The organism is Maribacter sp. 6B07 (assembly GCF_002700155.1).
GTDB classification, from domain to species: domain Bacteria; phylum Bacteroidota; class Bacteroidia; order Flavobacteriales; family Flavobacteriaceae; genus Maribacter; species Maribacter dokdonensis.
Window position 1 is genome coordinate 926,198 of the sequence record NZ_PDUT01000004.1, and the last position, 25,606, is coordinate 951,803.

The 25,606-nt window shown below is 37.2% G+C and carries 15 protein-coding genes; all 15 read right to left on the reverse strand.

What is annotated here, in order from left to right:
* Window positions 1–115: 115 nt before the first annotated feature.
* Window positions 116–1,549: a sulfatase gene (locus CSC80_RS18205; protein WP_201796650.1), complete on the reverse strand. Its 1,434-nt coding sequence runs from the start codon at window positions 1,547–1,549 to the stop codon at window positions 116–118.
* 45 nt (window positions 1,550–1,594) lie between these two features.
* Window positions 1,595–3,058, reverse strand: coding sequence for a sulfatase-like hydrolase/transferase (locus CSC80_RS18210; RefSeq protein ID WP_201796651.1), 1,464 nt, complete (start codon window positions 3,056–3,058; stop codon window positions 1,595–1,597).
* Window positions 3,059–3,064: 6 nt separating this feature from the next.
* The gene (locus tag CSC80_RS18215) at window positions 3,065–4,552 is read right to left on the reverse strand and encodes a sulfatase-like hydrolase/transferase (RefSeq protein ID WP_099193335.1); all 1,488 of its coding nucleotides are present in this window, start codon (window positions 4,550–4,552) and stop codon (window positions 3,065–3,067) included.
* A 167-nt stretch (window positions 4,553–4,719) separates the two neighbouring features.
* Window positions 4,720–5,544: a DUF1080 domain-containing protein gene (locus CSC80_RS18220; protein ID WP_099193336.1), complete on the reverse strand. Its 825-nt coding sequence runs from the start codon at window positions 5,542–5,544 to the stop codon at window positions 4,720–4,722.
* Window positions 5,545–5,548: 4 nt separating this feature from the next.
* Window positions 5,549–6,298: a GDSL-type esterase/lipase family protein gene (locus CSC80_RS18225; RefSeq protein WP_099193337.1), complete on the reverse strand. Its 750-nt coding sequence runs from the start codon at window positions 6,296–6,298 to the stop codon at window positions 5,549–5,551.
* Window positions 6,295–7,983 (reverse strand): FAD-dependent oxidoreductase, encoded by a 1,689-nt coding sequence (locus tag CSC80_RS18230; protein ID WP_099193338.1) that lies wholly within the window; start codon window positions 7,981–7,983, stop codon window positions 6,295–6,297. Before CSC80_RS18230 ends, CSC80_RS18225 begins: the two co-directional genes overlap by 4 nt.
* A 167-nt stretch (window positions 7,984–8,150) precedes the next feature.
* A complete protein-coding gene (locus CSC80_RS18235; RefSeq protein ID WP_236973439.1) occupies window positions 8,151–10,673 on the reverse strand; it encodes a glycoside hydrolase family 95 protein in 2,523 nt (840 codons plus the stop codon).
* A gap of 36 nt (window positions 10,674–10,709) precedes the next feature.
* Complete coding sequence (locus tag CSC80_RS18240) at window positions 10,710–13,478, reverse strand: hypothetical protein (RefSeq protein WP_201796652.1); 2,769 nt, start codon at window positions 13,476–13,478, stop codon at window positions 10,710–10,712.
* A 9-nt stretch (window positions 13,479–13,487) separates the two neighbouring features.
* Window positions 13,488–14,885 (reverse strand): right-handed parallel beta-helix repeat-containing protein, encoded by a 1,398-nt coding sequence (locus CSC80_RS18245; RefSeq protein WP_143751769.1) that lies wholly within the window; start codon window positions 14,883–14,885, stop codon window positions 13,488–13,490.
* 7 nt (window positions 14,886–14,892) lie between these two features.
* Window positions 14,893–15,990, reverse strand: a complete 1,098-nt coding sequence (locus tag CSC80_RS18250) for a glycoside hydrolase family protein (protein ID WP_099193340.1) — start codon at window positions 15,988–15,990, stop codon at window positions 14,893–14,895.
* The gene (locus CSC80_RS18255) at window positions 15,990–17,942 is read right to left on the reverse strand and encodes a hypothetical protein (RefSeq protein WP_099193341.1); all 1,953 of its coding nucleotides are present in this window, start codon (window positions 17,940–17,942) and stop codon (window positions 15,990–15,992) included. The genes CSC80_RS18250 and CSC80_RS18255 overlap by 1 nt, the downstream gene beginning before the upstream one ends.
* Before the next feature lie 247 nt (window positions 17,943–18,189).
* Window positions 18,190–20,601 carry a TonB-dependent receptor gene (locus CSC80_RS18260; protein WP_099193342.1) on the reverse strand — a complete coding sequence of 804 codons (2,412 nt, stop codon included), beginning with the start codon at window positions 20,599–20,601 and terminating at the stop codon, window positions 18,190–18,192.
* A 31-nt stretch (window positions 20,602–20,632) separates the two neighbouring features.
* Complete coding sequence (locus tag CSC80_RS18265; RefSeq protein ID WP_099193343.1) at window positions 20,633–21,775, reverse strand: DUF4249 family protein; 1,143 nt, start codon at window positions 21,773–21,775, stop codon at window positions 20,633–20,635.
* Between the two features lie 77 nt (window positions 21,776–21,852).
* Window positions 21,853–23,202: an alpha-L-fucosidase gene (locus CSC80_RS18270; protein WP_058105391.1), complete on the reverse strand. Its 1,350-nt coding sequence runs from the start codon at window positions 23,200–23,202 to the stop codon at window positions 21,853–21,855.
* Between the two features lie 27 nt (window positions 23,203–23,229).
* A complete protein-coding gene (locus CSC80_RS18275; protein WP_099193344.1) occupies window positions 23,230–25,599 on the reverse strand; it encodes a PDZ domain-containing protein in 2,370 nt (789 codons plus the stop codon).
* Window positions 25,600–25,606: the final 7 nt, after the last annotated feature.

Consider the following 25,606-nt stretch of genomic DNA (forward strand, 5'->3'; position numbering starts at 1 on the left):
CTAATATCAATTCTTTGAACTTATAAGGCTATAAATCTATGCTCCATGTATATAAATTATATTGCAAAGTGATGATAACCTATAGCTATACACTTACTTACCAATGGGCTATTTATCAATCAGCGAAAACAAAAGCTTTTATTCCCATTTTGGCAGTAATCAATTTTTTTAAACGCCGTACGGTCTCTGGATGATCCTCTGCGATATTGAGCACTTCACCCTTTGGTGTATTATGGTCATACAATTCTACTTCGCCGCTTTTATGTTGAACCAATCTGTATTGATTTGTTCGTATGGTAGTAGCATGTGCCTTAATTGCCACAGCTTCATGACCACTTGCCTTGGCATCTTTTAAAATGGGCATTAAAGATGATCCTTTGGTAAAATTAGGAACGGGCAAATCCGTTAATTCGCATAATGTTGGAAAGACATCGACCGATTCTACAATGGCATTACTTTTTTGACCTTTCCCAGTCATGGAAGGGTCATAAATTATTAACGGTGATCTTAAAGATTCTTCAAATAAGCTATGTTTGCCCCAGATTGCATGTTCTCCCAAATGCCAACCATGATCTCCCCATAAAACCACTATCGTATTTTTATCCGCACCCGTTTGCCTTAACTTTTTAATGATATCACCCACATGCTTATCGGCATAACTAACGCATGCGGCGTAATACCTTTTAAGCTGTAAAGCGAATCCCTCATCAATATTAGGATCCTTATCCCATCTATTATAATTCATGAACTCTGCCGAGCCGTGCCATGTGGTTTTCCCTTTTGGTTTATAGGTATGTGGAGAAGCAGGAATTTCAACATCATCATAATACTTTAAATAGTGCTCAGGAACCCCAAAAGGAAGGTGTGGTTTTATGAGCCCTATTGCCAAAAAGAAGGGTTTATCATTTTTAGACAATAGATCAAGTTGCCGCAAACCTTCTTCTGCAATATGACCGTCCGGATAACTTTTATCATCACCATTAACCGATTCAATGATGTCCCTATTATTGGGTGTACGCACTTTACCATACGCCAAGCCATGCATTGCTCCTTTAGGTGTTTCCCATTCCGCAACGGGCATAATATGCTTATCCCAAGCATTAGGTATTTCAGGTACTTGATCATCATTCCAAAGTGTACCTCCTCTACCACCGGGATGATGAGAAACTTTACCTACCGATACCGTGGTATACCCATTTTTGCGGAACCATTCTGGCATACTTGGAGAAATAGTTTTGGAATCTTCAGATAGTTCTTCTGCCCTTTTGAATAAAGATTGATTAGCATCACCCCTATACTGCAATCCATATAGTCCTGTTAAAAACGCATAACGCGATGGACCGCAACTTGGGGCATTTACATAGTGCCTTGTAAATGCCCTACCCTTATTTACTAAGCTGTCTATGTTAGGGGAATGTATATATGCTGCACCAAAAGATTTTAATTCCGGTCTTAAATCATCTATACAGATAACAAGCACATTTTTTTGTTGGGCCATGAGATGTAAGCTCATAAAAAGTATAAAAACAAAAGCTATCACCTTTTTCATAAAATACATTTACAATAAAACATTAATATTACACCCCACTATTACTTAGTCTACTTCATTTCTCCATATATGACTACCTTCTAGCAACTTACCGTACTCCGCATGAAGTAATTTTTTCATTTCCGTAAATTTTTCGGGCTCTGTTTCTACCAGATTTGCGGACTCCATTTTATCCTCAATTAAATTGTATAACTCATAATCGGTTAGTTCACTTTCTTTGATCAAAGCTTCATTACCATCGTATACATTCATTATCTGTGGAAGATATTCACCGTTGTTTTTTAAACGTGCCAATATTTTATAATCACCATATCTCATAGCAACTTTATGTTGGTTTAAGGCATTGTAAAAACCCCAAACCAATGGTTTCTTTCTTTCAAATTTCCCTGTTTTAATCAGGGATAAAAAGGATTCACCATCTAACTCTTTATTTGGTAATTTGGCTCCGGTAAGCTCTGATAATGTAGGCAGAAAATCCAATGCGGATACAACAGCATCCGTAGTACCAGTATACATAGGTTTTCCTATCCAATTCACAATACCAGGAACACGAATACCTGCCTCTGTGGTCCATAATTTTCTCCCTTTTAAACCACCTGTTTGCCCAAAGGTCCTTTTTGCGCCAGGGTAACGTGTAAATGTTTCCGGTCCGTTATCAGAAGTAAAAATGACCAAGGTGTTTTCTGTTCCTTTTTCTTCCAAATATGCCAATAACCTGCCCACAGCCTTATCTACATTGGCAACATTTGCAAAAAACTCGGCTTCAGCAAGACCATTGGAATATGGCAAGTACTCCTGTACTAGATCTTCTGGTGAAGCTACCGGTTCATGAGGTTCATGAAAGGTTACCTGTAAATAAAATGGATGATCTCCTTTTCTATTATCTAACCAGCTCATAGCTTCATCTACCACCAATTGACAACTGAACCCTTCTTGCTGACCAACCTTCTCTCCGTTTCTAACAAAATTCTTTGGATTTTTATGACTTGGCGATGCATTGTTATGGGTAGCGTACCAATGGTCGAACCCGAAATAATCTGGTTGTGGTTGTGCAGGATTATTAAATAAAGAACTACAGTGCCATTTGCCAACCAAAGCAGTTTCATAACCCACGGTTTTTAACATTGCCGGTATGGTTTCCTCTCCTTCTTGCAAGTGGACCTTATCCCTTAAATCCTCACTTTTCTTAGGACCTGGTATAAAGTCGTACACCCCTGCTCTATTGGGACTACGCCCCGTTAACAACCCTACACGGGAAGGAGAACAAACCGGTGCTGCAGCATAGTAATTTGTCATTCTAATGCCCGTTGCCGCTAACTTATCAATATTCGGAGTTTTTATGAAAGGATGCCCATATGATGATAGATCTCCATACCCTAGATCATCACAAAGAAAAATAATGATATTAGGCTGCTCCGTTGTTTTAGCTTGTTGCGCCCAACTCATTAATACGCTAAAAAATAGTAGCGTTAAAATTGTAATATTACGTGTGTTTTTTAAAATCATCATGTATAGTTATTTAGTTTCTTGATCCCATAACCTGAATGGATCTCCGTAATTTTCCATTTCCTTTAAAAGTAATTTTTCCATTTCTGCCAACTTAGCTGCGTATTTTGGGTTTTCTGCCAAGTCATTTTGCATTTCTGTAGGTTTACTATGTTCTGCTATATATTCATTAGGATTTTCCGCAAGATTGAACAATTGTGTCTCACGAACCTTACCGTCTAAAACATCATATTTTATTAATTTCCAATCTCCTTTTTTTACGGTACGCATACCTGGTTTTGAACCGCCAGCATACACGCCGTACATGACCTCTCTAAGGCTTTCTTGCTCTCCCATAAGAATAGGCTTAAAACTTTTCCCTTGTACCGTTTCCGGTATTTCTATTTCGGCTAAATCGCACAGGGTTGGCAAAATATCGGTCAGATATATATTGCCCTTAACACGCTGATTTGCCTTTATACCAGGACCTTTTACAATTAATGGCACCCTCCATGAATGCTCATATAAATTCTGCTTCCCCATTAAGCCGTGACGCCCAACCGCTATTCCATGGTCAGAAGTATAAATAACATAGGTGTTATCCAATTCTCCCATAGCCTCTAATTTGTTTAAGACCTTGTTCAATTGAATATCAATATTTTCTGAACAGGCATATTCCCTCCCTATTTCGTTTCTAACGGTTTGCTCATCCCTATTTTTCCAAACACCACTAACATTTTCTTCATCACGTAATTCTAAATGCCCATGATGAAAAGGGTGGGCATTTAAATAATTTTCTGGTAAGGGTGGTTGATTTTCATTTGCAGGCGGAAGATTGTTCTTATCGGTATGATTTGTTGCACCATACTTTGCCAATAATTCTGGCGTACCGTCCCGAATATCATGTGGATGCGAAAGACCAAAATAAATAAAGAACGGATTTTCGTCTGCTGTTTCTTCCCTACCGTCTAAATAAGTCAATACTTGATCAGCATGCCAAGCACTACCAGACTCTTCTGTTCCTCCGCGTTTTGTAGCATCTTTCACCACGGTAAACTGTTTGTTCGCCTTTGGATATGAATTTCCCTTTTTACATGTGCGCATGGTGCTGTACCCTGCCCTATTGAAAATGGCACCAATGGTGTTTTCCTCCAAATTTTCAGGTGCGTTAGGGTTGATGTATCCTTGCATAGAAGGTAGGCTCCAAACCGTTCTCCCACTCATGATCATATGTCTAGATGGGGTACAAACCGCACCCACCATAGCCCCCATGTGTCTGGCATCATCTACTATTAAACCATCTTTTGCCAATTTGGTTATCGTTGGGGCATCTAAAGTTGAAGTAGAATCGTAAAATTTAAAATCGAAAGGAGATTGATCATCTACCAGAACAAATAAAAAGTTAGGTTTTTTTTTTACCTCAACCGGTTTATTCTTCTCTTTACCCTTACAACCAAGACCAACAATAGCTATTAAAAAAACTACGATTACTTTGCTCAAAACTCTGACTTTATTCATTCTTTGATTTCATTTAATTTCATCAAGATCTGTCCCCTTAGTTCAACTTACCAATAACAATAGAACTGCTGAATTATGGCTCTTATATCGAAAGTAATTTTTAATATGGCTATGCGATATAATTTATAGTTCATTCCATATAAATTATAAGCATTTATGAGTTACTTTTAATTTAGAAATTTTTCAATGGGAATAACCTTATCGAATTCTTTGATTTCTATGTTTCGATAAAATATTTCTGCCGTTTCCGATTGAAAACCGATGATACCTTCCTCCACCGAAAGGTTAGTGCCCATATTCACAATTTCACCGTTTAACTTGTGAATGGTATATACATTACCCATTACAATAATTTCGCACTGATTCCATTTTCCGTTCAAGGCATTATATTTAGGAGATGCATACCCATAAATTTCATTTTTCATATTACGCATTTCCTTACCTCCATCTTTGGGCAATAAAAATGTTTTGCCATCTTCAGTAGCTGTCCAATCTAAACTTACACCAGCACCCCAAAAATCGCCTGTATGGTTTCTTTCGGTAATATGGTTATATCGAACCTGATATTCCAAACCCTTAGGCCACACTTTATCATCAAAAACATGGTAATAGCAGCCCGCATCATACTGCCATTCATCAAAATTATTGGTGATTTTCTCTCCCCATTTATATTCAAACCTAAGTATGTACTTACTATACTTCTTATTAGTATAGAATAAACCATGAGTGGCATTTTCTCCCGTGTTTAGATTTAAACTATCTGGCATATGCTTAAAAACATGTACCATACCATCTTCTATAGCGTATACTTCTTTTGCCATGATACTATCACCTTTTTTTAATTTGAGATGCCAGCCATCAAAATTTTTACCATTGAACAGTTGTACAAAACCTTCCTCTAATTTTTTGTGATATTGCCCATTGATGAAATTCACATTTACCGTTAATATCAGTAAAACAAGTAGTAATTGGTGCATTCTCCTTTTTTTCATTTTATCAGTTTTTACTTGATCTATTTATACTGTTGTATTCATTATTTATAAAATCTTGAAGGACTGCAGGATACGTATCTCCCGTAGCTGTTCCTCTACCAACCATTCCGCTGCCATAGGTAATAGAATCGCCTAAACAAATAATCTTTTGTGGATTTTTCAATAACAGATTTTCCTTTAAATATCGAAATACAAATTCTCCAATAAACCGATAGCCCAATGCCGTAGGATGCACGCCGTCCGCAGCTCCACTATTGCTACTATTCTTAAAAAATAAATCGCTGTTATGCTTGGGCAAATTCATATCATTAAAAACCTGAAATAAATCCAAATAATGCACCGATAATTTTTTTGCCACATGATGAACCCTATTTCTTGCACTATCCAACTTCACATTAGGCGATTCTTTAAACAACTTCTTATCATGTCTTTTAAATAAATAGACAGAATCTGCCGGTGGAGATGTCATAAGCACAACGTTACTTTTCATTTGCTTTATGCGTATGACAATGCGCTCTAAATAATCCTCATACGCTTGATATGAAGCCAACTTTTTAGAATTCAGCATATCATTTGTACCAACCATTACTATCACCAAATCCGGAGATTTAATCAATACATCATCATTTAATCTTTCTAAAAGATCTACTACAGTATTACCTCTCACTCCTGCATTTATTACTTGAGCATAGGTTGATATTGAAGATGTAATTAACAATATGATGAAAACAATATGTCCTGTACTTATTCTCATTTAGCTACATCATCTGGTCCTTGATATTCCAACACCTGGCCGTCTTTAATCAATTGCTGCTTTAAAGCGGAATATGCAACATCATGAATATTTTTCTCCCCATCTATGGCCATTCCTGCCAAGGTACCGGCACTCTGACCTAAAATCATAAATACAGGCTCCATTCTTATGGATCCAAAGGCAATATGCGAACTAGAGACCGCAGCAGGAACCAATAAATTTTTACATTCTTTCTGCTTTGGCAATATTGTACCTAAATGTATTTGATAGGGAGTGTCTGGCTCTATACCCAAATCACCTTCGTTTTGCACATAGCCTTCTTTGGTTATATAGCGTTGAACGTTATGTGAATCCATGGCATAGGAGCCCATACCTATAGGTTTTAATACTTTCTTTTTTCCAAGTATCTCATTATCCGTCATGACAAATTCCCCGATCATCCTCCTTGCTTCGCGAACGTAAATTTGGTAGGGCCAATGACCGTTGTCCACAAACTCATCTTTGGCAAGACCCCACTTTTTTATGCTTGTCCTAAACCGTTCTGGCACACTTTCATCATGACCCCAGAAATAAAGCAAACCTTTGTGATAGTCTATATGCTCTTGTAAAATTTCCTTTCTCCTTTCATAAGATGCTTCCGGGTAGTCATAATTCATTCCAATATTATCAGAGCTGAACGGTCCTACGTTATTAACATCGCGCTTTTTATTGGGAATCTTGCCCCCTCCGAACATGGAATATCTACCACCTTCAAATACTCTTCTCAGCAATTCATATTGTGCTGGATCATAATTCTCAGGCTTCTCAAAAGGAACCACATTGCCTTCTGCGTTAGTAGTGCATAATCTATAATTATAAGCCTGCACCCCTTTATCTCCTGAACCATTTTCACCCGGTGGTGCTGTTGATATCCTAGGAAGTACACCACTAGTAGAATCGCCGGGTATTACATACGGACTAATATTCAACTGTTGAAAGTTGTGGCTGTGGTGGTAAATTCCTTTTTGTACACCGTTCCATTCCTCACCATAAACACTATTAGCTTCTCTACCAACGTGGTAATTTACACCTGCGGCAGCCATTAAATCTCCTTCATAAGTGGCATCAACAAAAATCTTGGCTTTATAATTCTCCCCGTTCAGCATGGTAATAGATTTTATCACTCCGTTCTCGACTTCTACACCTTTTTCCCTATCTAGCCATTTATTGCGATGTATGGTAATGTTATGCTCCCTTACAAATTGCTCAAAAATTTGTTCAGCAACATGAGGCTCAAATGTCCACATGGTCTTGAGCTCATCATCTATGGCGGTGGTGCCTTGCCCTTCATTACCATATTCCTCTCTTGGTTGCCAGTTCCAAGCTTCTTTATTCTGGTAGTGTTTGTATACTTCTTGATAAAACTCTTTTGAAATACCCCCAATGACTTCCTTATTTCCCAGATCGGTAAATCCTAGTCCGCTAGATGAGAGACCGCCTATATGGGTTTCCGGACATACAATAATGACCGATTTATTCATTCTTGCCAATTGTACCGCTGTAGCAATTGCTGCAGATGTGCCTCCATAAATAACCACTTCTGCATCTATATTCTTTTCATTATTTGGTGCGCATGCTATTTGGATCAGCAAAAATGCACAAACTATGGACTTGAAAATTGAAGTGTTCGATAAAAAATTCCTCATAGGTAAGAATAAATTAAAAGTTGTTGATTATTGATCTATACAAGTTTATTCTTTATTGAATAAAACATGTATCTCTTATTATTCAACTTCTATAAATTATTGCCTATTATGCCTAGAAATAAGGTTTTTAAGTAATTGAAGGGCAAACCTGATTTTAATTCATAAAACTACTTGGCAAGTAGCATAACTTCTTGCCCAACTTTTGTAGCTATATCATATAAGAATGTAGGTTTTAAAATAAGCTCTTCTGGATCTGTTATAGATATGACGGGCTTTTTAATTTGTGGCACTTGATAAAACGGGTTCACGTTTTCCGTGGTCGCAACTTTAAATTCATTACCGTTTTGATCCTTCAATCTATCATACCCTCGTACACGAAGGTTTCCGCCTAGATTAGATCGGATTATAGCTTTTACAACTCTACCATCTTTCCATTCCAACTCCTTGATCTCAAAACCTCCCCTAGCCCGAAGCCCCATTACCTTGCCCTTTGCCCATACATCTGGTAATGCAGGTAATAAGTGAATTGCCCCATCATGACTTTGAACCAACATCTCCGCTACACCAGAGGTGAACCCAAAATTACCATCAATCTGAAATGGCGGGTGAGCATCTAGCATATTGGCATAAGTACCTCCGCCTTTAGGCGAGTCTGGTCTGCCAACTAATTTTATTTGATCGCCCATTAATTTATAGGCATGGTTGCCATCTAGCATTCTAGCCCACAAATTAATTTTCCAGTTCATTGACCACCCGGTAGAAGGATCTCCCCTTTGTATCAAAGTATTTTTGGCACCTTGAAATAACTCCAGATTTCTATAGGGCGATATTTGATTTGAAGGATATAAACCGTACAAATGAGATACGTGACGGTGATCATCGGTGGGGTCATCTAAATCTTGCATCCATTCTTGAAGCTGATGATGATGACCTATTTTCATAGGAGGTAGTTTCGCTAAAGCCGACTGCATTTTATATACCATTTTATCATCTACCCCTAGTAATTTTGCCGCTCTTATTGTTTTTGTCAAGATATCGAACACCAATTGATTATCCATGGTAGTACCTGCCGCGATAAATACATTTTTAGAACGGTTTTTGGGTCCATGTTCAGGGGATATCGAAGGTGATATTACCAACCAATCATTTTCAGGTTCTGGAGTTAACATACTCAAACAAAACTCAGCGGCACCTTTCATAGCTGGATAAACCGTTTTTAAATAATTCATATCACCACTAAATTCATAGGTATCGAATAAATGCTGACTTAACCATGTTCCGCCAGTTGGCCACATTCCCCAAGTTGCCCCATCTACAGGACCGGTAATTCTCCATAAATCTGTATTGTGATGAGTTACCCACCCATCTGCACCGTACATAACCTTTGCGGTTTCTTTTCCCGTTACTGCAAGATCTTTTACCATTTCAATTAATGGCTCATGCATTTCAGATAAATTGGTAACCTCAGCAGGCCAGTAATTCATTTCTGTATTGATATTTACGGTATAGGCACTTTTCCAAGGTGGTACCAATAGGTTGTTCCATAAGCCCTGTAAGTTGGCCGGCTGACCACCTGGTTGCGAAGATGAAATCAATAAATACCTGCCAAATTGAAAATACAAGGCAACTAGCGATGGATCTATACCGGTACTAAATTCTTTTATTCTAACATCAGTAGGATTTTTTGCAGCATCTGTACTACCTAAATGTAATGAGACCCTATTAAAATACTTTTGGTAAAAATTTGAATGACGGCTTAACAATTGGTCATATCTTTTAGAGGATGCTTTAGCCAAATAGTCTGCTGCATTTTTATGAGCATCTGCACTTACATCATTGTAGTCCACAAAATTTGTAGCTATTGAAATGTACAGCATCACACTATTTGCATTTGTTACCTTTAATTCACTTGCCGTAGAAACAATTTTTCCACCTTCCGGAACAATTTTTATTCTGGCATCAAATTCTACTTCACCTTTAACCGGCTCAGACTCTTCTGGCAAACGCTTGTTCTTATTATCACTACCAAAACCTGTCATGACCAAAACATCACTGTTTTCAGTAAACAACCTAACTTTAGCCGGTTCTGGGCGATCCATAGTTGCCGTAAAACTAATTTGAGCTTCTTTATTGGCTGTTAACCTCATTACAATGACCTCATCCGTAAAAGAGGTAAAAACTTCTCTTTTAAATTTCACACCATTTACCGAATACATGGTGGTATTCACTGCATTTTCAATATCCAATTCCCTGTAGTAATTGGTGTAATTTTCTTGGTCTTTAAAATTCAACCTTAAATTTCCCACCGTTTCATAGGGCATGCCATGAGAGGTATTTGAAATAAAATCGCGATTAGCGATACCGTGAGCTTGATCATAGTCTTCTTCAAAAATGAGTTGTCGTATATTGGACAAAGATTCTTTTGCCCTTGGATTATCATTACGGTGCGGACCGCCAGCCCACAAGGTACTTTCGTTCAATTGAATATTCTCGGTAATGGGATTCCCAAAAACCATGGCCGCCAAACGACCGTTACCAATTGGCAATGCTTCATTCCAATCTGCCGCTGGCGCCGTATACCATAGTTTAAGGTCAGATTCAGCTTTTTGAGCCTGCATTAAAGCTACCGTCCAAAATGCCATTAAAAAACATAAAGACATTAATTTCAAGGATGCTGGTTGGTTTTTCATTTGACTTCTTTAAATATCTACGCTACAATTTTTATACTATTCAATATCAACTGCCCTAAAACCACCAACTTTGAACTGTTGACTTTTGCCATTTTGGGTAATACTTACAGGAACTTCATTATGTAAATACAGTTTACCATCTTTCTTTTCTAAAACCACATTACCTTTTTCAACTGAAGCAATCACTAAATCTTTTGTTTTCAATTGTGTACCATTGCCCATAAACAAGACTACATTCTCATTTTTCTCAGTACCAATCAATGTATACGTAGCATTTGTACTTACTTCACCATAAGTTGCTGTTTGATTATTGACCGTAGAGAACACCAAATCTTTTCTTCCAGAGGTATGTGTAATATTTAATCCAACAAAACCTTTACTGTTATTTTGGTCTTCAAAACTTGAAATCTTCTCTATACTTTTTCCTTTGGAAGACGTAAAAGGTTCATATACCGATACAAATGGATGCTCCCAAGCCTCGCCATGTTGTCTTGCCGTCAACGTTAAATAAGGGGCTTTATCTACATCATATGGTAAACCGTGGTTACCCTTAAATCCTTTATTAGGTGGTGATTTAATGGAGAATACCTCACGACCTTCTGTACCTTTCATCCAAAGGTTCATGAAAATATCATCTTCACCATCTGGCATATCTATTTTCCATTCGGCTTGATAGTCGTCTTCTAACTTTACGGATTTTTTATCCCACATGTAATCTAGCGCGTACAAATGTCCGCCCGCAAAGCCCATTTCCTCACTGGGTAAAAGTGTTAAGGGGTTTCCATCCGCATCCATCACCTTCATGGTCTGACCCAAATTATGGTAGTAATAATCATGAAATTTATCACCCTTGCGTTGCTTCTTCGAGCGAAAAATATCAACGTAATATCCTGTTTCCTCACCTGTTTTTACGATACTTACCAAACGTGATTGGTCGCTTCGCGTTTCGGGCTCCAAGAAATAGACATCAGAATAGGTAATACCTTTGTAATACCCCTCTTTCTGTCCTGAAATTGGGTATTGCCCCATCAAATCAAATGCATGATAGCTGAGCATTTCGGTATAGGATGATACACCATCTACCATGACCGTATTGTGTGCCGGAAATTGAGAATAAAACTCCAAATACACCGGTTGTAAATAGCCAGCACCTTTACCTGGATCAGAACCTTGCACCAATCCTTTTCCGTACAATTCCATGTTAATTCCATTTGCATGCATGTGATTTCCCAGTGATGCATTTAAAGAAACCATCATTCCGTTTTTGCCCTTACCCATGCGTTGTACGTGCCAACTTACATTAGGAGCATAAAAGGTTTGGGTAACATAATCGTCCAAATTTCCTTTTTTATATTTCGGATTGATTTCTAACGGTTTACTGGCAAAGAACGAACTTATATTGGCTCTTGGCTTTTTCTTTTGCCCTGCTTTATTATCCGCAAATAGGCGATACAATGCCGTAAATTCCTCTTCTAGCTTTGTATTATTATTTTTCTGGGCAATACGGATCATATCGTTCATTGGTTCTGAACTCAGCGGACCATAATAACTATCACCAAAGGCAACCGTTTGCCCATTAGGAAATAGATACTGTGGCAGCATTTTTACCGCATCTTCCATTATGGGCATGTATGGTAAAATATTATGATCAAACGTATTATTGAAGTCTTCCACAAAGTGCGTTAAATCTTTGGTGACACCCATAGAATACCCTGGACATTCTGCCCAAACTCCATTTTCCTTGTCATAACCATAATCCATAAATTTGGTCAATGACCATTGACGTGCAGAGGTTACGTTCAATATATAATCTATGTAATATTCCCTGCCTTTTTTGTCTTCATAAAACCGGTCATCTTGCAAAACCATTGCTGCTTTCAGTATGATTTTTGCTTGGTGTAAATTCCAATTATTCTGTGGTACACCGTTCTTTATGATCTGGTCTGTCCAACGTTTTATGGTTTTATCGTACATGGCAATATGCTGCGGATGTTTTGCTTCTATATACGGATGTAAAAAATCATAGAGTTCAGCTATTTCAATTAGAACATTTTCATGTATTACCTGAAAATTAGTAAAACCTACAAGGGTCTGTATGTGACCGTTCAACAAATCTATAGGCTCACTTCTATATGACATGCCCTCCATATATTTATGAAAAACATCGAACGAGAATTTAGCATACTCCTCTTTATTTTCTAACCAATTGATGAAGGCGGCATCACGTGCAAGACCTATTATTTCTTCGTTTATCGAGTAGATAATTCTACCGGTCTTAGCAGGGTGTACCCACTCAAATGGTTTGCCCTCTTTACTTCTATTGTGCAAATACAATCCCCTTGGGTCATCCATATAAGGCAAAATATCTTCTAAATTAGGTTTACCATAGGGAGTGGTATAATCTCTTGCTCCTACAAAACGAACCGTAGGCACCGGTGCTTCACCATCGGCATGTGAATAATTTACCCCGTTTACATAAATGTTGGTCGCCTTGGTTTTCCAATGCATTTGCAGTCTTGAAACCATCCACTCCGGATCTGATTGATGGCGCTTTACATGAGTATCAATTCGATCATGAATGCCCTGTAACACCTCTTTTGCCCAGGTTTCTTTTTTAATGGTTTTTTGAAGGTCTTTTTTCTCGTCTTGAGTAATATACAACCTTGGATAGCCTTGTTCTAAATTGGTCGGTAGTGGTATCTTTTCAGTACTCTGGGCAAAAGATATTGAGATACATCCTATTAGAACATAGGTACATATTACTGCTCTACTTTTAATTTTCAGCCTTTTAATAATTGTAAACATATTCGAATTTTATTTGGATTTTGAAACCTTAACCACTTCACCTTCACTTTTTATTTCGGGATTTTTGGTACCAGGAAATAAAAGAACTTTCGCTGTAGTTTCATTCTCTAATTTGATATCAGTGGCATGCATGACCGAATTTTTATTGAAGTTGCCATAGCCCTCCCAAACCGATAATTTTATCTCTAAATTTTCTGGTATGTAAGCTGGGTCTGCAGTTTTAATTATTACTTCATGCCCCGTACCATTAATTTTCGCCAATAGATTATTGGCTAAGCCATTTCTGCTATCTAAAATATTCATTTCTACATAAGCCCCTTTGGCATCTGTATAGGGTACGCAAAATGCTTCTGCATATTTTGCATCTGCACTGCAATTAATTACTGTATCTGCATTACCTATGTTATATCCGGTAGCTACGCAATTGCGTACCACACAATCAATAATTTTATCGCCAGATGTGCTTAAACCCGTGCAAATACCTCTTCGCATTTGCGTAACCGTACAATTTTTTACTGTTGTATTCAAGGTTTTATGACCGTTGTATTCCGGATACATTCGGATTCCGTCTTCACTTAAAGAAATAATCTCATTTGGCAGAATTTTGCCATCTCTACCAATAATGGTTCCTTCAACATAACCGGGTTTATGTTCATGTTTTGGCTTTAATGCGTAAAAATCCCTATCAAAAAGATAACCTGAAGTTTCCTTAAGAATGGCATTTGTTGTTCTAAGTAAACCGTCTACATGGCAATCTTCTATCAACGTATTCTCTGCACCTTGTAAAAAGATGGCATGCCCCATGGCTCTCATATGGACTTTACAACCTATTAATTTTGCATTTTTTGCGGGATAACCTACACGAATACCGTTCATTTTTCGAACATCACCCCCACCTAAACCATATAAACTTCCATAGCCCCATGGACTAGATCCTGCCGTACGGATTTCTATATCTTTAAGGGTAACATCATCACCAACTACATTGAATATTTTATTCTTGCTCTGCTTACCTGGTGTATCTCCATAGGTTTCAATATACAAACCTTCAAGCGTGACATTTTTACCAGAAACCTCAATGGCACAATACATGTCATTACCATCATTACTAGATTCTAGATCATTACGACTAAACAATTTTGTATCGACCATAAATCTTGCCCCAGTAAGGTCAAAGTAGCTGTTATTACCTGTAAACTCCATAAACCTAATTTTCTTAGCATCATCTATCTGATAATTGCCTGCTGCCAGTTTTACCTTTACATTGTCCTTATTCAAGTACTTTTTGAATTCAGAAAGTGTTTGTACTTCTATGACCTCCTGTTGGTTATCTACAACATAGATCATAAACGATGTTGTTATCGAAAAAACCGATAATAGAAATAGAACCTTACCTATTAATTTCATGTGTGTATTATTTATTATCTGTTAGTGGTATTACCATATTCCATGTTTTTGTACCATTACCAAATCCTCCTGGACCATCCATTGTGGCAAAGAAAATATGGGTTGGCGCTCCATCTTCAACTAAAACAAACGGTCTTTCCAACTGACCTTGCTCAATAGTTTGTCCGTTATTCCAAGTTACTTCTCTGGTATATGCCAAGGGATTTTTATCCAATGCCCATTGAATTCCATCCTTAGAATGTGCTAGCACTCCACCATGATACCCATCTGTAATTGCACCTGTCATATCTTTCGCTATCATATGAAAACCATTATCATCGCTCCATATGTGTGGGTCTTCCACCTCCCCAAATTTATCTACCGAGAAAAGTGGTTCATTACCAACAACGCTATATTTACCGTCAAAAGAATCTGCCGTAGCCACACCTATAAACTGGTCAGTGTGCGTAATTTTATCTTCTTTATAGCTTCGACCTTTAAATAACAATACCACAGAACCATCTTTTTTAATCAATGGCGAAGGATTTGAAGTAATATAGCTGTAAAAGGAATCTGGTTTTACATCTAGTATTGGAATGTCTAACCGTTTCCATGGTCCATTTGGACTCTTAGAAGTGGCTAAACCTACCCTTTTACCCCATCTACCGGCTATGCACCATTTGCTATTTAATGTTAGCGCATCTGAATTTTCTTCTGTCAACTCTTCAAACGGATGGGTAGAGCCCATATAAAAGAGCAAATAATGCTCTTTATATTTCACAATCTTTGGATTATGGCAAGACCTACCATCCCAATACTGTGCACCCCTAGCTCCAAGCGCTACATCTTTAAATTCATAAGGACCTTCAGCTGAATCTGAAACTGCATGTACAATTTCAGAAGCGATCATCCACCCAGGATGAAACTTTAAATATTTTGGCCATCTTGAAGCATACATATGATATTTTCCATCTTCTCCCTTTATCACAGAACTTCCCCAAACCCAATAATCTTCCATAATGAGTCCGCCTTCAACTGGTGCTACACCCAATTTATCTAAAATATTGTTTTGGCTATGAACTATAGAAACGAGAAAACAGCAAATCACTAAAAGTCTATTTCGCATTATGATATTGGTGTAAATTTGATGGTCAGAATTCCCTCATCACTAGGTTCAGTAAACTCTATTCCAATTTTATAAGCAGGACCACCTTCCCTTAAATGTTCCACTGGTACTTTTTCATCTTTAATGTGAAATTCAAAACCTTTGCCCTTAATCTCGGCTTTTACTTGCTGGTTGGCTGTCTTTAAAATAACGGTTTTACCATCTACAATTTCATACTCGTTTAAAGTCATTATTGCCGATCCAAAACTAACAGGCTCCGTTGCTACAAAATGATCTTCAATAATAATGGTGCCTTTGCCAGACTTATTATTTGTTACCGTCCTTTCCAAGGTTTTTAACATTGGTAATTCATAGGCAGGTAAAATATCCATAACCACCTTATCTATTTGATCACTGAAATCTGTTTCCGTAATAATTCCCTTAAATTCAATTCCGTTAGACTGTAAGGTGTTGTTGACCATGGGTACGGGATGCCCCCAAGAACTTCTGGCTTTATTATCCGGAGAAAAAGATCCTGCCCTATATGATGGCGCACCTATGTCTCCTGCTATAATTTCATTGTTCAATACCAGGCTATACGTACCCACATCACTATGATTGTGATTTTCGGCATTATGACCTGCTTTAAAGGCAACTGAAAATGGAATTTCTTGCTTTCCCCTTGAAATGACCATTCCAAAATCATTGAAGTATGTATGATCAGGTAATTCCGATGACTTCGATTTTTCAACAACTTGAAACATTTCAGGGTATTGCCAAGCGATCAATTGCTCTGCTGCTTCCTCCATTCTTATTTCGGTCGGTAGAATGGCACCATAATGCTTTGCAGATAAAATATCAGCGAAATTACTACCCTTTCTTGAGATGGATGAAACCCCATCTGAAAACGGAGAACAAACATTTTTCTGAATTTCAAATCCTTCGGGAAAATTGCCAACATTCTCCATTTTTTCCGCATTATTGAAAATAAATAAATCTATACTTCCATTGGTATAATCATGTAATATTTGAGCCAAATACAAATAATGCCCAAAGCCATAACCCCAATATCCCAAACCTTCTGAACAATACCCATCATCACCAAAACCGCTTAAATAATACGCCATGCTATTAAGCGCAGCACCTACTGTTGCCAAACGCTTCTCATAACTTTCTGAACTGGTGATCGTGGTCAACACCGTGCCACTGGTACAAACGGAATTCCAATTGCTGGTACTCTTTATCCACTTATTATTCTCATCTAAATACTTTGTACTTTTTAAATAAGAATCCGTAATACGTCTTTGCAACTGTTTATGAATTTCATCTTGTAATGACTTTGGAAATTTATCTTCCAACAAATTTTCAGCCAATGCCAGTACACCCCCAAATTTTCGTGCACCCAAGTCTATGGATATTCGCCTACCTTCTAAAACTCCGTTTTCATCATCATCATGATTAGGGTGCAACCATGATTTCATACTCATTATAGCTTTGCTATATGTCTTGATCTGTGGTAAAAAACGTCCTTCGTTCTCCAGACATTCTGCAAGAATAAAGCGTTCTAAACGATCCATAGTTCTGTAATACCTTGGTTTGTAAATACCCCGGTTACCTTCTTTATTGGCAAGTCTATAAATACTGTCCGTAATGGGTACTTCGGGTTTTTTATCTAAAAGCTCCAATGCCTTCGACAAGTATTCTTTACCTGAGCTCGTTTCTGCAATACCTTTCCAATACTCCCTATTCGATATTTTAGGTGCTGGCTGAAATGCTTCTCTTGGCATTATTTCTTTAAGCATTGCCAATTGCTTGTCAGTAGGATAAATAGTGTCTTTATCAGCAAGATCCAAATAAGCTTTGATATCCAACTTTTTAACTTTTGTCTTTTCTTGACCCGTACAGGAATTTAAAATGATGAGTGATAAAACCAAAATAAGTGCATATACTATATGTCGTTTACGTTCTTCCATATTCGCATTAAAAAATTCTTATAATCTTGTTGTTTATGATCAACTACAAGCCCTACTCTTATAGCTATAGCAATGTTACTTTTTTTACTTAAAAATGGCTTAAATCATAGTTCAATGTGTATAAATTATGATGCGCAACCTTTAATTCATTGCAATTCAGGGAATATAGCAAACCGGAGATATATTTAATTGTAAACAAATAGATAGGGTACGTTATAGAAATACCGTCAAATTACATGTTGTTTTTCTACTGAAAAGTAAAGTTATAGGTAAGTGCCAAAATTGGACTGTTGGATACTTCTAACTGGTAAGAGCCTAAAGGAAATCCCCCGAAAAAATCCTTATCTAAATTACCATCTCGCTGTGAGTAGAATCTACTATACGCGTTTTTTCTTCCGTAGACATTATAAACGGTAAACGTCCAATCTCCCACCCAGCGCGGATTCTTCTTTTTACTATAAGTTACCTTCCATGAAAAATCTAAACGATGGTACGTTGGCAACCGATCATTATTACGTTCCAAAAATATAGGAACATTAATATCTTCAAACTCAAAGACCCCATTTGCAATGGTATATGGCCTACCGGTCTGTCCCGTAAAATTAAAACTTACTGTATTATACTTGTCAGCAATGATATTGACCGAAGCATTAATTATATGAGGTCTATCAAAATCTGAACTAAACCAATTATTATTATTGATCCTGTTTGAAAGATTCTCCTCATCTGACCTTAACAAACTTCTAGACCATGTATAATTCAACCATCCGTTTACATTGCCCACCTTTTTTTTAAAACTCAGTTCTACACCATATGCTTTTCCTTCTACTTGGGCTACACTTTGCTCTATAGATTCTGCCAAAAAGAAATCTGCTCCTGGCCTATAGGTCAAATTGTTTTTAGAACTTCGAAAATAACCTTCTACACCTACCTCAATTTCATTATTTTTTAAGTCTTTATATACTCCAAGTCCATAGGCATTACTACTTTGTGGTTTTATAAAACTATCTGAAGTTTTCCATCTAGATGTTGGTAAGGGCGTTGTACTGTTGTACACATTCTGTAAATACTGATTTGCGTTTGCGTAGCTTGCTTTGACAGAAGTATTTTCATCGATCTTAAAATTAACACCCAATCTAGGTTCTAGATTATTGTATGACTTTACTTTTTTACCTTTCTCAATAAAATTACTTTCTATGACCACTTCCCCTGCTTCATCGTAATTATTAAGAACATACGGTCCATTAAACTGAAAATAGTTGTAGCGTAATCCTGCAGATAATGTCAAATTACGTTTAGGTTTCCAATTCGCATTAGCATAGCCCGATAGTTCATAACTGTTTTCTTCAAGAAGATTTACCGGTAATACGCCGTTTGATAAACCAGGATCCAATTCTCCTGGATTGATCTTATAATTATTTAGTTGTACACCCGTATAATAATCCAGCTTATCAGAGACCTTTTTTGATACTTCAGAAATTAGGCTTAAATAATGTATTCCAGATTTATATTCTATTTCATTGGTGTTCTCCAATTCTGGAAAAATGTTTTTTGGCGAATAATTACTTGCAACAAAAATGGTTTTTAAACTTACCTTTTCATTGAAGGTATGTGACCAATTAAGTGTACCGTTCAACGTTTTAAAATCATACTGATTATTTTCAGCATTGATGTTTTCCACCTTAGTAATTAAATCAAGTTGATAAAAATCTTTACTATAGAAACCCGTGAATGAAATTTGATCTTTTTCTGTAGGTAGGTACAAAAGCTTTATGGTACTATCATAAAACCTAGCTTTTGTATTCTTTAAGCGTTCTGAGAATATGGGCAATAAAAAATCCGATAATCCGGCACGTATGCCAGCCATGACCATTAATTTATCTTTAACTAGTGGTGTTTCAACGGTTAGTCTACTAGATACCAAACCTACCCCTCCAGATAATTTAAACTTATCTACATACGGATTTCTCACTTTTATATCCAATACGGACGTTGACCTACCGCCATATCTTGCAGGAATATTAGCTCTGTAAATATCCACAGAGGAAAGGGCATCGGGCGTGAAAACAGAAAATAGACCGAATAAATGAGTAGGATTAAATACCGGTGCATAATCATACAACAATAAATTTTGATCTAAAGACCCTCCTCTCACCGAAATTCCGTTACTTATTTCCCCTGAATTATTTACTCCCGGCATTAGGGTTACGCTTCTTAAAACATCAAATTCACCTAAAGCCGCAGGCATTTTTTTTATCTCTTGAGCGTTTAACTGCAATACACCCATTTGTGGTGATTCCAATAATTCGTTTCTTTTTTTCGCCCTTACCACAACTTCCGACAATACTTCATTTTCTTCTTCAAGAAAGACTTCCAAGATCGTATCTTCTTCCAGTACTATATTCTGTAAGTTTTCATTAAAGCCTACATAAGAGGTTCTTACCGTATATTCACCTTGTTTTAATTTGATGGTTAACTCACCATTTTCGTTTGATGCTCCTCCGCAAGAACAGGGCATGATAAAAATATTGGCATTAGGCAAAGGTTCATTGGTAAGGTTGTTCTTTAATTTTATAGTTAGGTCAAAATCTTGACCATACACATTGATACTTGTGATGTACAATACTAAAAACAGTAGATATGAAAAAGTTGTTTTCATACTTCAGTTATTTTTAAGTAGATTTTAGAATCTAATTCCATCCTTCTGGTTCCGTATAAGTCAAATAACGAGACTCTTCATAACAAGGTGCTTCATATACCCTACGATCCTCCGGTATTGGAGCGCTTTCGGGTAAAGGAATAATTGAAGGTTCCAATTCGTTTTCTTCAATTCCGTCACGACTCAAAAGAATTCTATTCAACGATGCTGCCGCAACGGTAAACCTTCCTAAAACAACCTCTTCTTCATCGTTTGGGTTAATGATGTTTCCCAATAATGCCGCTGGAGGCGGAGCATTTAACCCATTACTGTCATCAACAATATCCTTTAAAACCGAAAAGTATTTATAGGCTGAAGCAGAAATTGAATACTGTTGAAGCTCTATTAAAATCTTACTCTTATTATATAAAAGCAAATTTGCTACCGGTAACTCAAATGTACTACCGTTTATAAATTCATCTGCCAAGATATTGACTCGATTATTATAGCGTATTTGCCAACAATCAGATTCACAGAAATAGGTAAAATATGGCGGAACATTTTGTGCCCTCTCCGGATCTGTATATTCAACACACATACCATCCCTAAAAAAATTATACTCTGGACAAAAAACACAAATAGTATTCTTTTCAAAGGTTCTATATGTCCAATAGTAATAATTACCTTTTATTGAAGGATCAGTTACGTTCACAGTAATTTGATGGCCGGGCACAAATTTGCCTTCACTAGCCACAAACTCAAGCTCTTTATCATATGCTACGGTTGAGTTAACAATAGGTACAACATTGGACATTGTTTCTGGTGTAGATGTATATTCTGTACCATTTTGCAACCTTACATATAACTGCCAAGTATCACCTTCTAACGCAACAAAATCTAGCGGCGGCAAGTAAATTTCATTTTCTACATCTTCAACTAAAACTACTTCTTCATTGGTGCTACTGTTAATAAACCTTACCTCTGCTTTTTCTTCAAAGACATTTACATAACTATTTAAACCGGCATTAAACTCATTTAACCTGTAAATTTTGGCATAAGATGATTTCTCTAAATTGGATACAAATGCCTCAACGGACATAAGTCCATTTTTTATATCAAATTCTGGTGTTGTAGGGTTAGTACATCCTAAAGACAGGATAATTAGACTAACCCCAAATACAATTCTTGATTTCATCTTAACATAACCCTTATGTCATCTAATCCTAGCTTTTAAAACACCATTTAGATCAATGATCCGTTTAAATAAATTACCTATATCTCTAGTTTTAAAACAATTACCTCTGAATCAGGTTTTTCTGTTGGCAACTCTACAACAATACCATCTGCGGCAGATTGAGTCTTTAATGTTGCTGCATTCGTCAACATAGAAGCGTTCTTAAGCTTAATTGCTTTGTTCAACTTCAACTTTCCATCTTCTGGCCAATTGAAAATGTGTGCGTAAATAACGCCATCTTTTGAGGTATACCTACCCCACTCCGGCATATCAAATGGGCTAGCTTTTGCCCCATAAACTGCCTCGCCATTGGCATCTGTCCACTCACCCAATGCTTTTAACCTTCTAATACTTTGTGATGGAAACCTACCGTAACCATCAGGACCAATATTTAATAAGAAGTTCCCCCCTTTTGATACGATATCTACTAATTTTTGAATGAGATCTTCACTACTTTTCCATTTGGTATCGTCTGGTTTGTAGCCCCATGTACCGTTCATGGTCATACAAGCTTCCCAATCTTCAGCAATACCGGTTGCTGGTATCTCTTGTTCAGGTGTACCAAAATCGCCTGCAAAATTACCTTCACGATCCATGCCTTCCATACCTTTTCGTCCTTTGTCCACTCTATTGTTTATAATGGTATTGGGTTGCATTTCACGAATAAACCCGTACATATCCTTACCCATTTCCGTGGTATAATCGGCGATCCAATCACCATCAAACCAAACAATATCAATATCGCCGTAATTGGTAAGCAATTCCTTTACCTGTGGCTTTAGGTAATTTTTATAGTATTGAGGAAACTCTGGATTAACCACGGTCTGGTCTTTTTGACCTGCATTATAGTTTGGAAATAAATTGCCTTGTGCTTGAGGATGATGCCAATCTACTATGGAATGATATACACCAAATCTAATGCCTTGCTTTCTTGAAGCTTCCGCTAGTTCCCTAATAATATCACGTTTAAATGGTGAGGCATCCATAATATCATAATCCGATACTTTTGAATCCCACAAACCAAAACCATCATGATGTTTAGAAGTGATGACAATGTATTTCATACCGGCATCTTTCGCCATTTTCACCCAGTCATCGGCATTGAACAATTCTGGGTTGAACATTGCCGGAAACTTCTCATACTCTTCTATGGTATAATCTAATTTATCCATGGCCCATTCTGCGCCACCGCCTGCAATTTTCTCTCCTCTTTCCCCTCCAATTATTGAGTATGCACCCCAATGTATGAACATACCGAATTTGGCATCACGCCACCATTCCATTCGTTCATCATCAGATAATTGCACCACTTTTTTGGTTTGTGCACAACCAGTATTCATACTAGCTACCAGTACAAATGCCGTTAGTATTTTAGTTAATTTCTTCATGTCGTTGTTGTTTACTTAATTTGATTATTATTTTGTTTGAATTGTTAGTTTTTTCTCTGATTGATTACGCATGACCACTACCTCTAATCTTCCTTTATTTTGATGGTTTTGGTTCATGGTAAAAAAATCTTTTACGGTTGAAATAGGTTGCCCCTCTACCGCAATGATCACGTCTCCTTTTTTGAGTCCGTTATTCTGTACCGCGGGACTCTTGTTCCAAACTCCTAAAACGATCACTCCTGCCGCAGAATTTAATCCGTAGGCAGATTGCTCTTGTTCAGAATCTACACTTTTTAAGCTGTTACGAAGCCATTCTACAGTAGGACTCTTATCTTCCACCAACGTGTTATTGGAATTAAGAACAGGAACTGTAGGAGTCTTCGCCTGTTTCTTTAATGCGGGAATTTGTACTCCAAACTCATTCATTGGAAAATTTTTAAACCCTATTGTCGAAGCTAAAGAATCCGCAGTTACGGTAAAATCCAATGTTGAGGGATCTTTAAATTGTGGATCACCATAAGTACTATGAATATCCCTACTATAAATTTGAGATTTCATCATACTTTCTTCATTAGAAAATAAATTATAGTCCAAATCATCTCCCCAGCCCTTTAAACCTACATCTTGATATGCTTTGGCAACAATGTTGTGTTTAAATACATCTAAACTATTGGCAAACCATACATGCGGATGCAGTGAGTTGTTCACCAGAATATTGTTCTCTACAACTCGCTCAAAACCCTCTCTGAGCTTAATACCATTATTTAAACAGAGATTATTGTAAATATGATAATTAGAAGATCCATCGTCCAGATCAATGTCCCAACCGTGATCACATCTAAATCTATTTTGGCGAATGGTCGTTGTTTTTATAGCATCCCAAGTATACATTTTGGGGTGCTCTAAGGTCATGCTATCCATCACTTTTCTATTAGGGTGCCAAAAACGATCGCGCCCCCACGAATTAAAAGACCCATGGTCACTGGTCTCCAGTACGGTATTGAATACATCATTTTTTTCAATTAAATGACCGCCCCAGGTACCATCACCAATGTTTATACCTGCCCGTGGTACGTCATAAATACTATTGGAACGTATGGTGATATCCATAGCCATGGCAATTTGTACACCCGCTGTTTGCTTTTCGGTTCTACCGATACGATGTATTAAATTATTCTCAACCAAGCTACTTCTAGGATACAGTTCGTTTTTAGGCCCTGGTAAGGTATCCATCTCAGAATAGGGCACTATTTCACCATATTGAAAAGCAGGAGATCGAACGGCAGAAGGATCACCTATAAAACTAATGGCACTGCCACCGCAATCATAGATATGATTTTCGGTTATTCTCAAGTTAGCATTATACTTACTGGCCAGAATGGCATTACCGCCTAAATCTTTAAGAATACTATTTGTTATGGTACAATTTTCAGTGCCTTCAAAGAACACTACTCCTCCGCGATAAATAGTCCAATCGCTTCGCAATAATGGCTCATACTTTTCCATAAAAGTACGTTCCGTATGCTGTAAACCAATGTTTGAAATAGTAACATTTTTAACCGGATTTTTGGCCGTACCAATAACCTGAATCAAACTTTTTAGGGTAGAGACCTCAACCTTTGCATTTTCCAAATTAATACTAGCAGCAGGATAATAATATAGCTTGGCATTCGCCTTATCTAAAAACCATTCGCCTGGTGCATCTAACTCTTCAAATACATTCTCCACCATACGGTATTCTTCATGTGGCCTTGATGGTCTGTTATTTTGATGCCCGCCCTCCAATTTTGGTGTACCATCTTCGTCCAACCCTATGATTTTATAATGAAACCCGCCCCATCTGCCATTATGTAATACATGAAAATACGCACCAATGGGATTTTTCCACGTAGCTACTTTCTCTTTACCAATAGCATCTGCAGCATGCCCTTGCCAGTAGCCTCCATTCTCATCATAATTTGGGTATCTCGCCAATATTTGTGGTTCGTCACCAATGATTAACTGATCAAAATTTAAATTTTGGGGCACTTGTGTTACGTATATATTTTCATTGAACTTCTGCCATTGCGCCACTAGTTTTCTGGATCCCTTAAGTATTACCTTAGCCGGATGAGCTCCAATTATGGAAAGTCCGCTTAAAGAGCTATCTATCATTATAGGCTTATCTAAATAATATTCACCTTCTAAAAGATTAACGTTTACATGCGTATTCAAAGAAGTTGATTTAATTTCTTTCGCTTTGGTCAAAGCATTTGAAATTGTTGTGAAAGGATTGTCCATACTGCCGTCACCAGAACTATTTACATTGACATCTACATATAAATCAACGGTTTTTTGCTCTGTGATACATGAATACACAAAAGTTAAAATCAAAACCAAAAGACAATATTTTCTCATAAATTTT

What these genes read in the sequence shown, in the direction of transcription:
- CSC80_RS18205 (WP_201796650.1), bottom strand. Translation starts at nt 1,549, where the DNA reads ATGAAAAAGGTGATAGCTTTTGTTTTTATACTTTTTATGAGCTTACAT.
- CSC80_RS18210 (WP_201796651.1), bottom strand. Translation starts at nt 3,058, where the DNA reads ATGATGATTTTAAAAAACACACGTAATATTACAATTTTAACGCTACTA.
- CSC80_RS18215 (WP_099193335.1), bottom strand. Translation starts at nt 4,552, where the DNA reads ATGAATAAAGTCAGAGTTTTGAGCAAAGTAATCGTAGTTTTTTTAATA.
- CSC80_RS18220 (WP_099193336.1), bottom strand. Translation starts at nt 5,544, where the DNA reads ATGAAAAAAAGGAGAATGCACCAATTACTACTTGTTTTACTGATATTA.
- CSC80_RS18225 (WP_099193337.1), bottom strand. Translation starts at nt 6,298, where the DNA reads ATGAGAATAAGTACAGGACATATTGTTTTCATCATATTGTTAATTACA.
- CSC80_RS18230 (WP_099193338.1), bottom strand. Translation starts at nt 7,983, where the DNA reads ATGAGGAATTTTTTATCGAACACTTCAATTTTCAAGTCCATAGTTTGT.
- CSC80_RS18235 (WP_236973439.1), bottom strand. Translation starts at nt 10,673, where the DNA reads ATGAAAAACCAACCAGCATCCTTGAAATTAATGTCTTTATGTTTTTTA.
- CSC80_RS18240 (WP_201796652.1), bottom strand. Translation starts at nt 13,478, where the DNA reads ATGTTTACAATTATTAAAAGGCTGAAAATTAAAAGTAGAGCAGTAATA.
- CSC80_RS18245 (WP_143751769.1), bottom strand. Translation starts at nt 14,885, where the DNA reads ATGAAATTAATAGGTAAGGTTCTATTTCTATTATCGGTTTTTTCGATA.
- CSC80_RS18250 (WP_099193340.1), bottom strand. Translation starts at nt 15,990, where the DNA reads ATGCGAAATAGACTTTTAGTGATTTGCTGTTTTCTCGTTTCTATAGTT.
- CSC80_RS18255 (WP_099193341.1), bottom strand. Translation starts at nt 17,942, where the DNA reads ATGGAAGAACGTAAACGACATATAGTATATGCACTTATTTTGGTTTTA.
- CSC80_RS18260 (WP_099193342.1), bottom strand. Translation starts at nt 20,601, where the DNA reads ATGAAAACAACTTTTTCATATCTACTGTTTTTAGTATTGTACATCACA.
- CSC80_RS18265 (WP_099193343.1), bottom strand. Translation starts at nt 21,775, where the DNA reads ATGAAATCAAGAATTGTATTTGGGGTTAGTCTAATTATCCTGTCTTTA.
- CSC80_RS18270 (WP_058105391.1), bottom strand. Translation starts at nt 23,202, where the DNA reads ATGAAGAAATTAACTAAAATACTAACGGCATTTGTACTGGTAGCTAGT.
- CSC80_RS18275 (WP_099193344.1), bottom strand. Translation starts at nt 25,599, where the DNA reads ATGAGAAAATATTGTCTTTTGGTTTTGATTTTAACTTTTGTGTATTCA.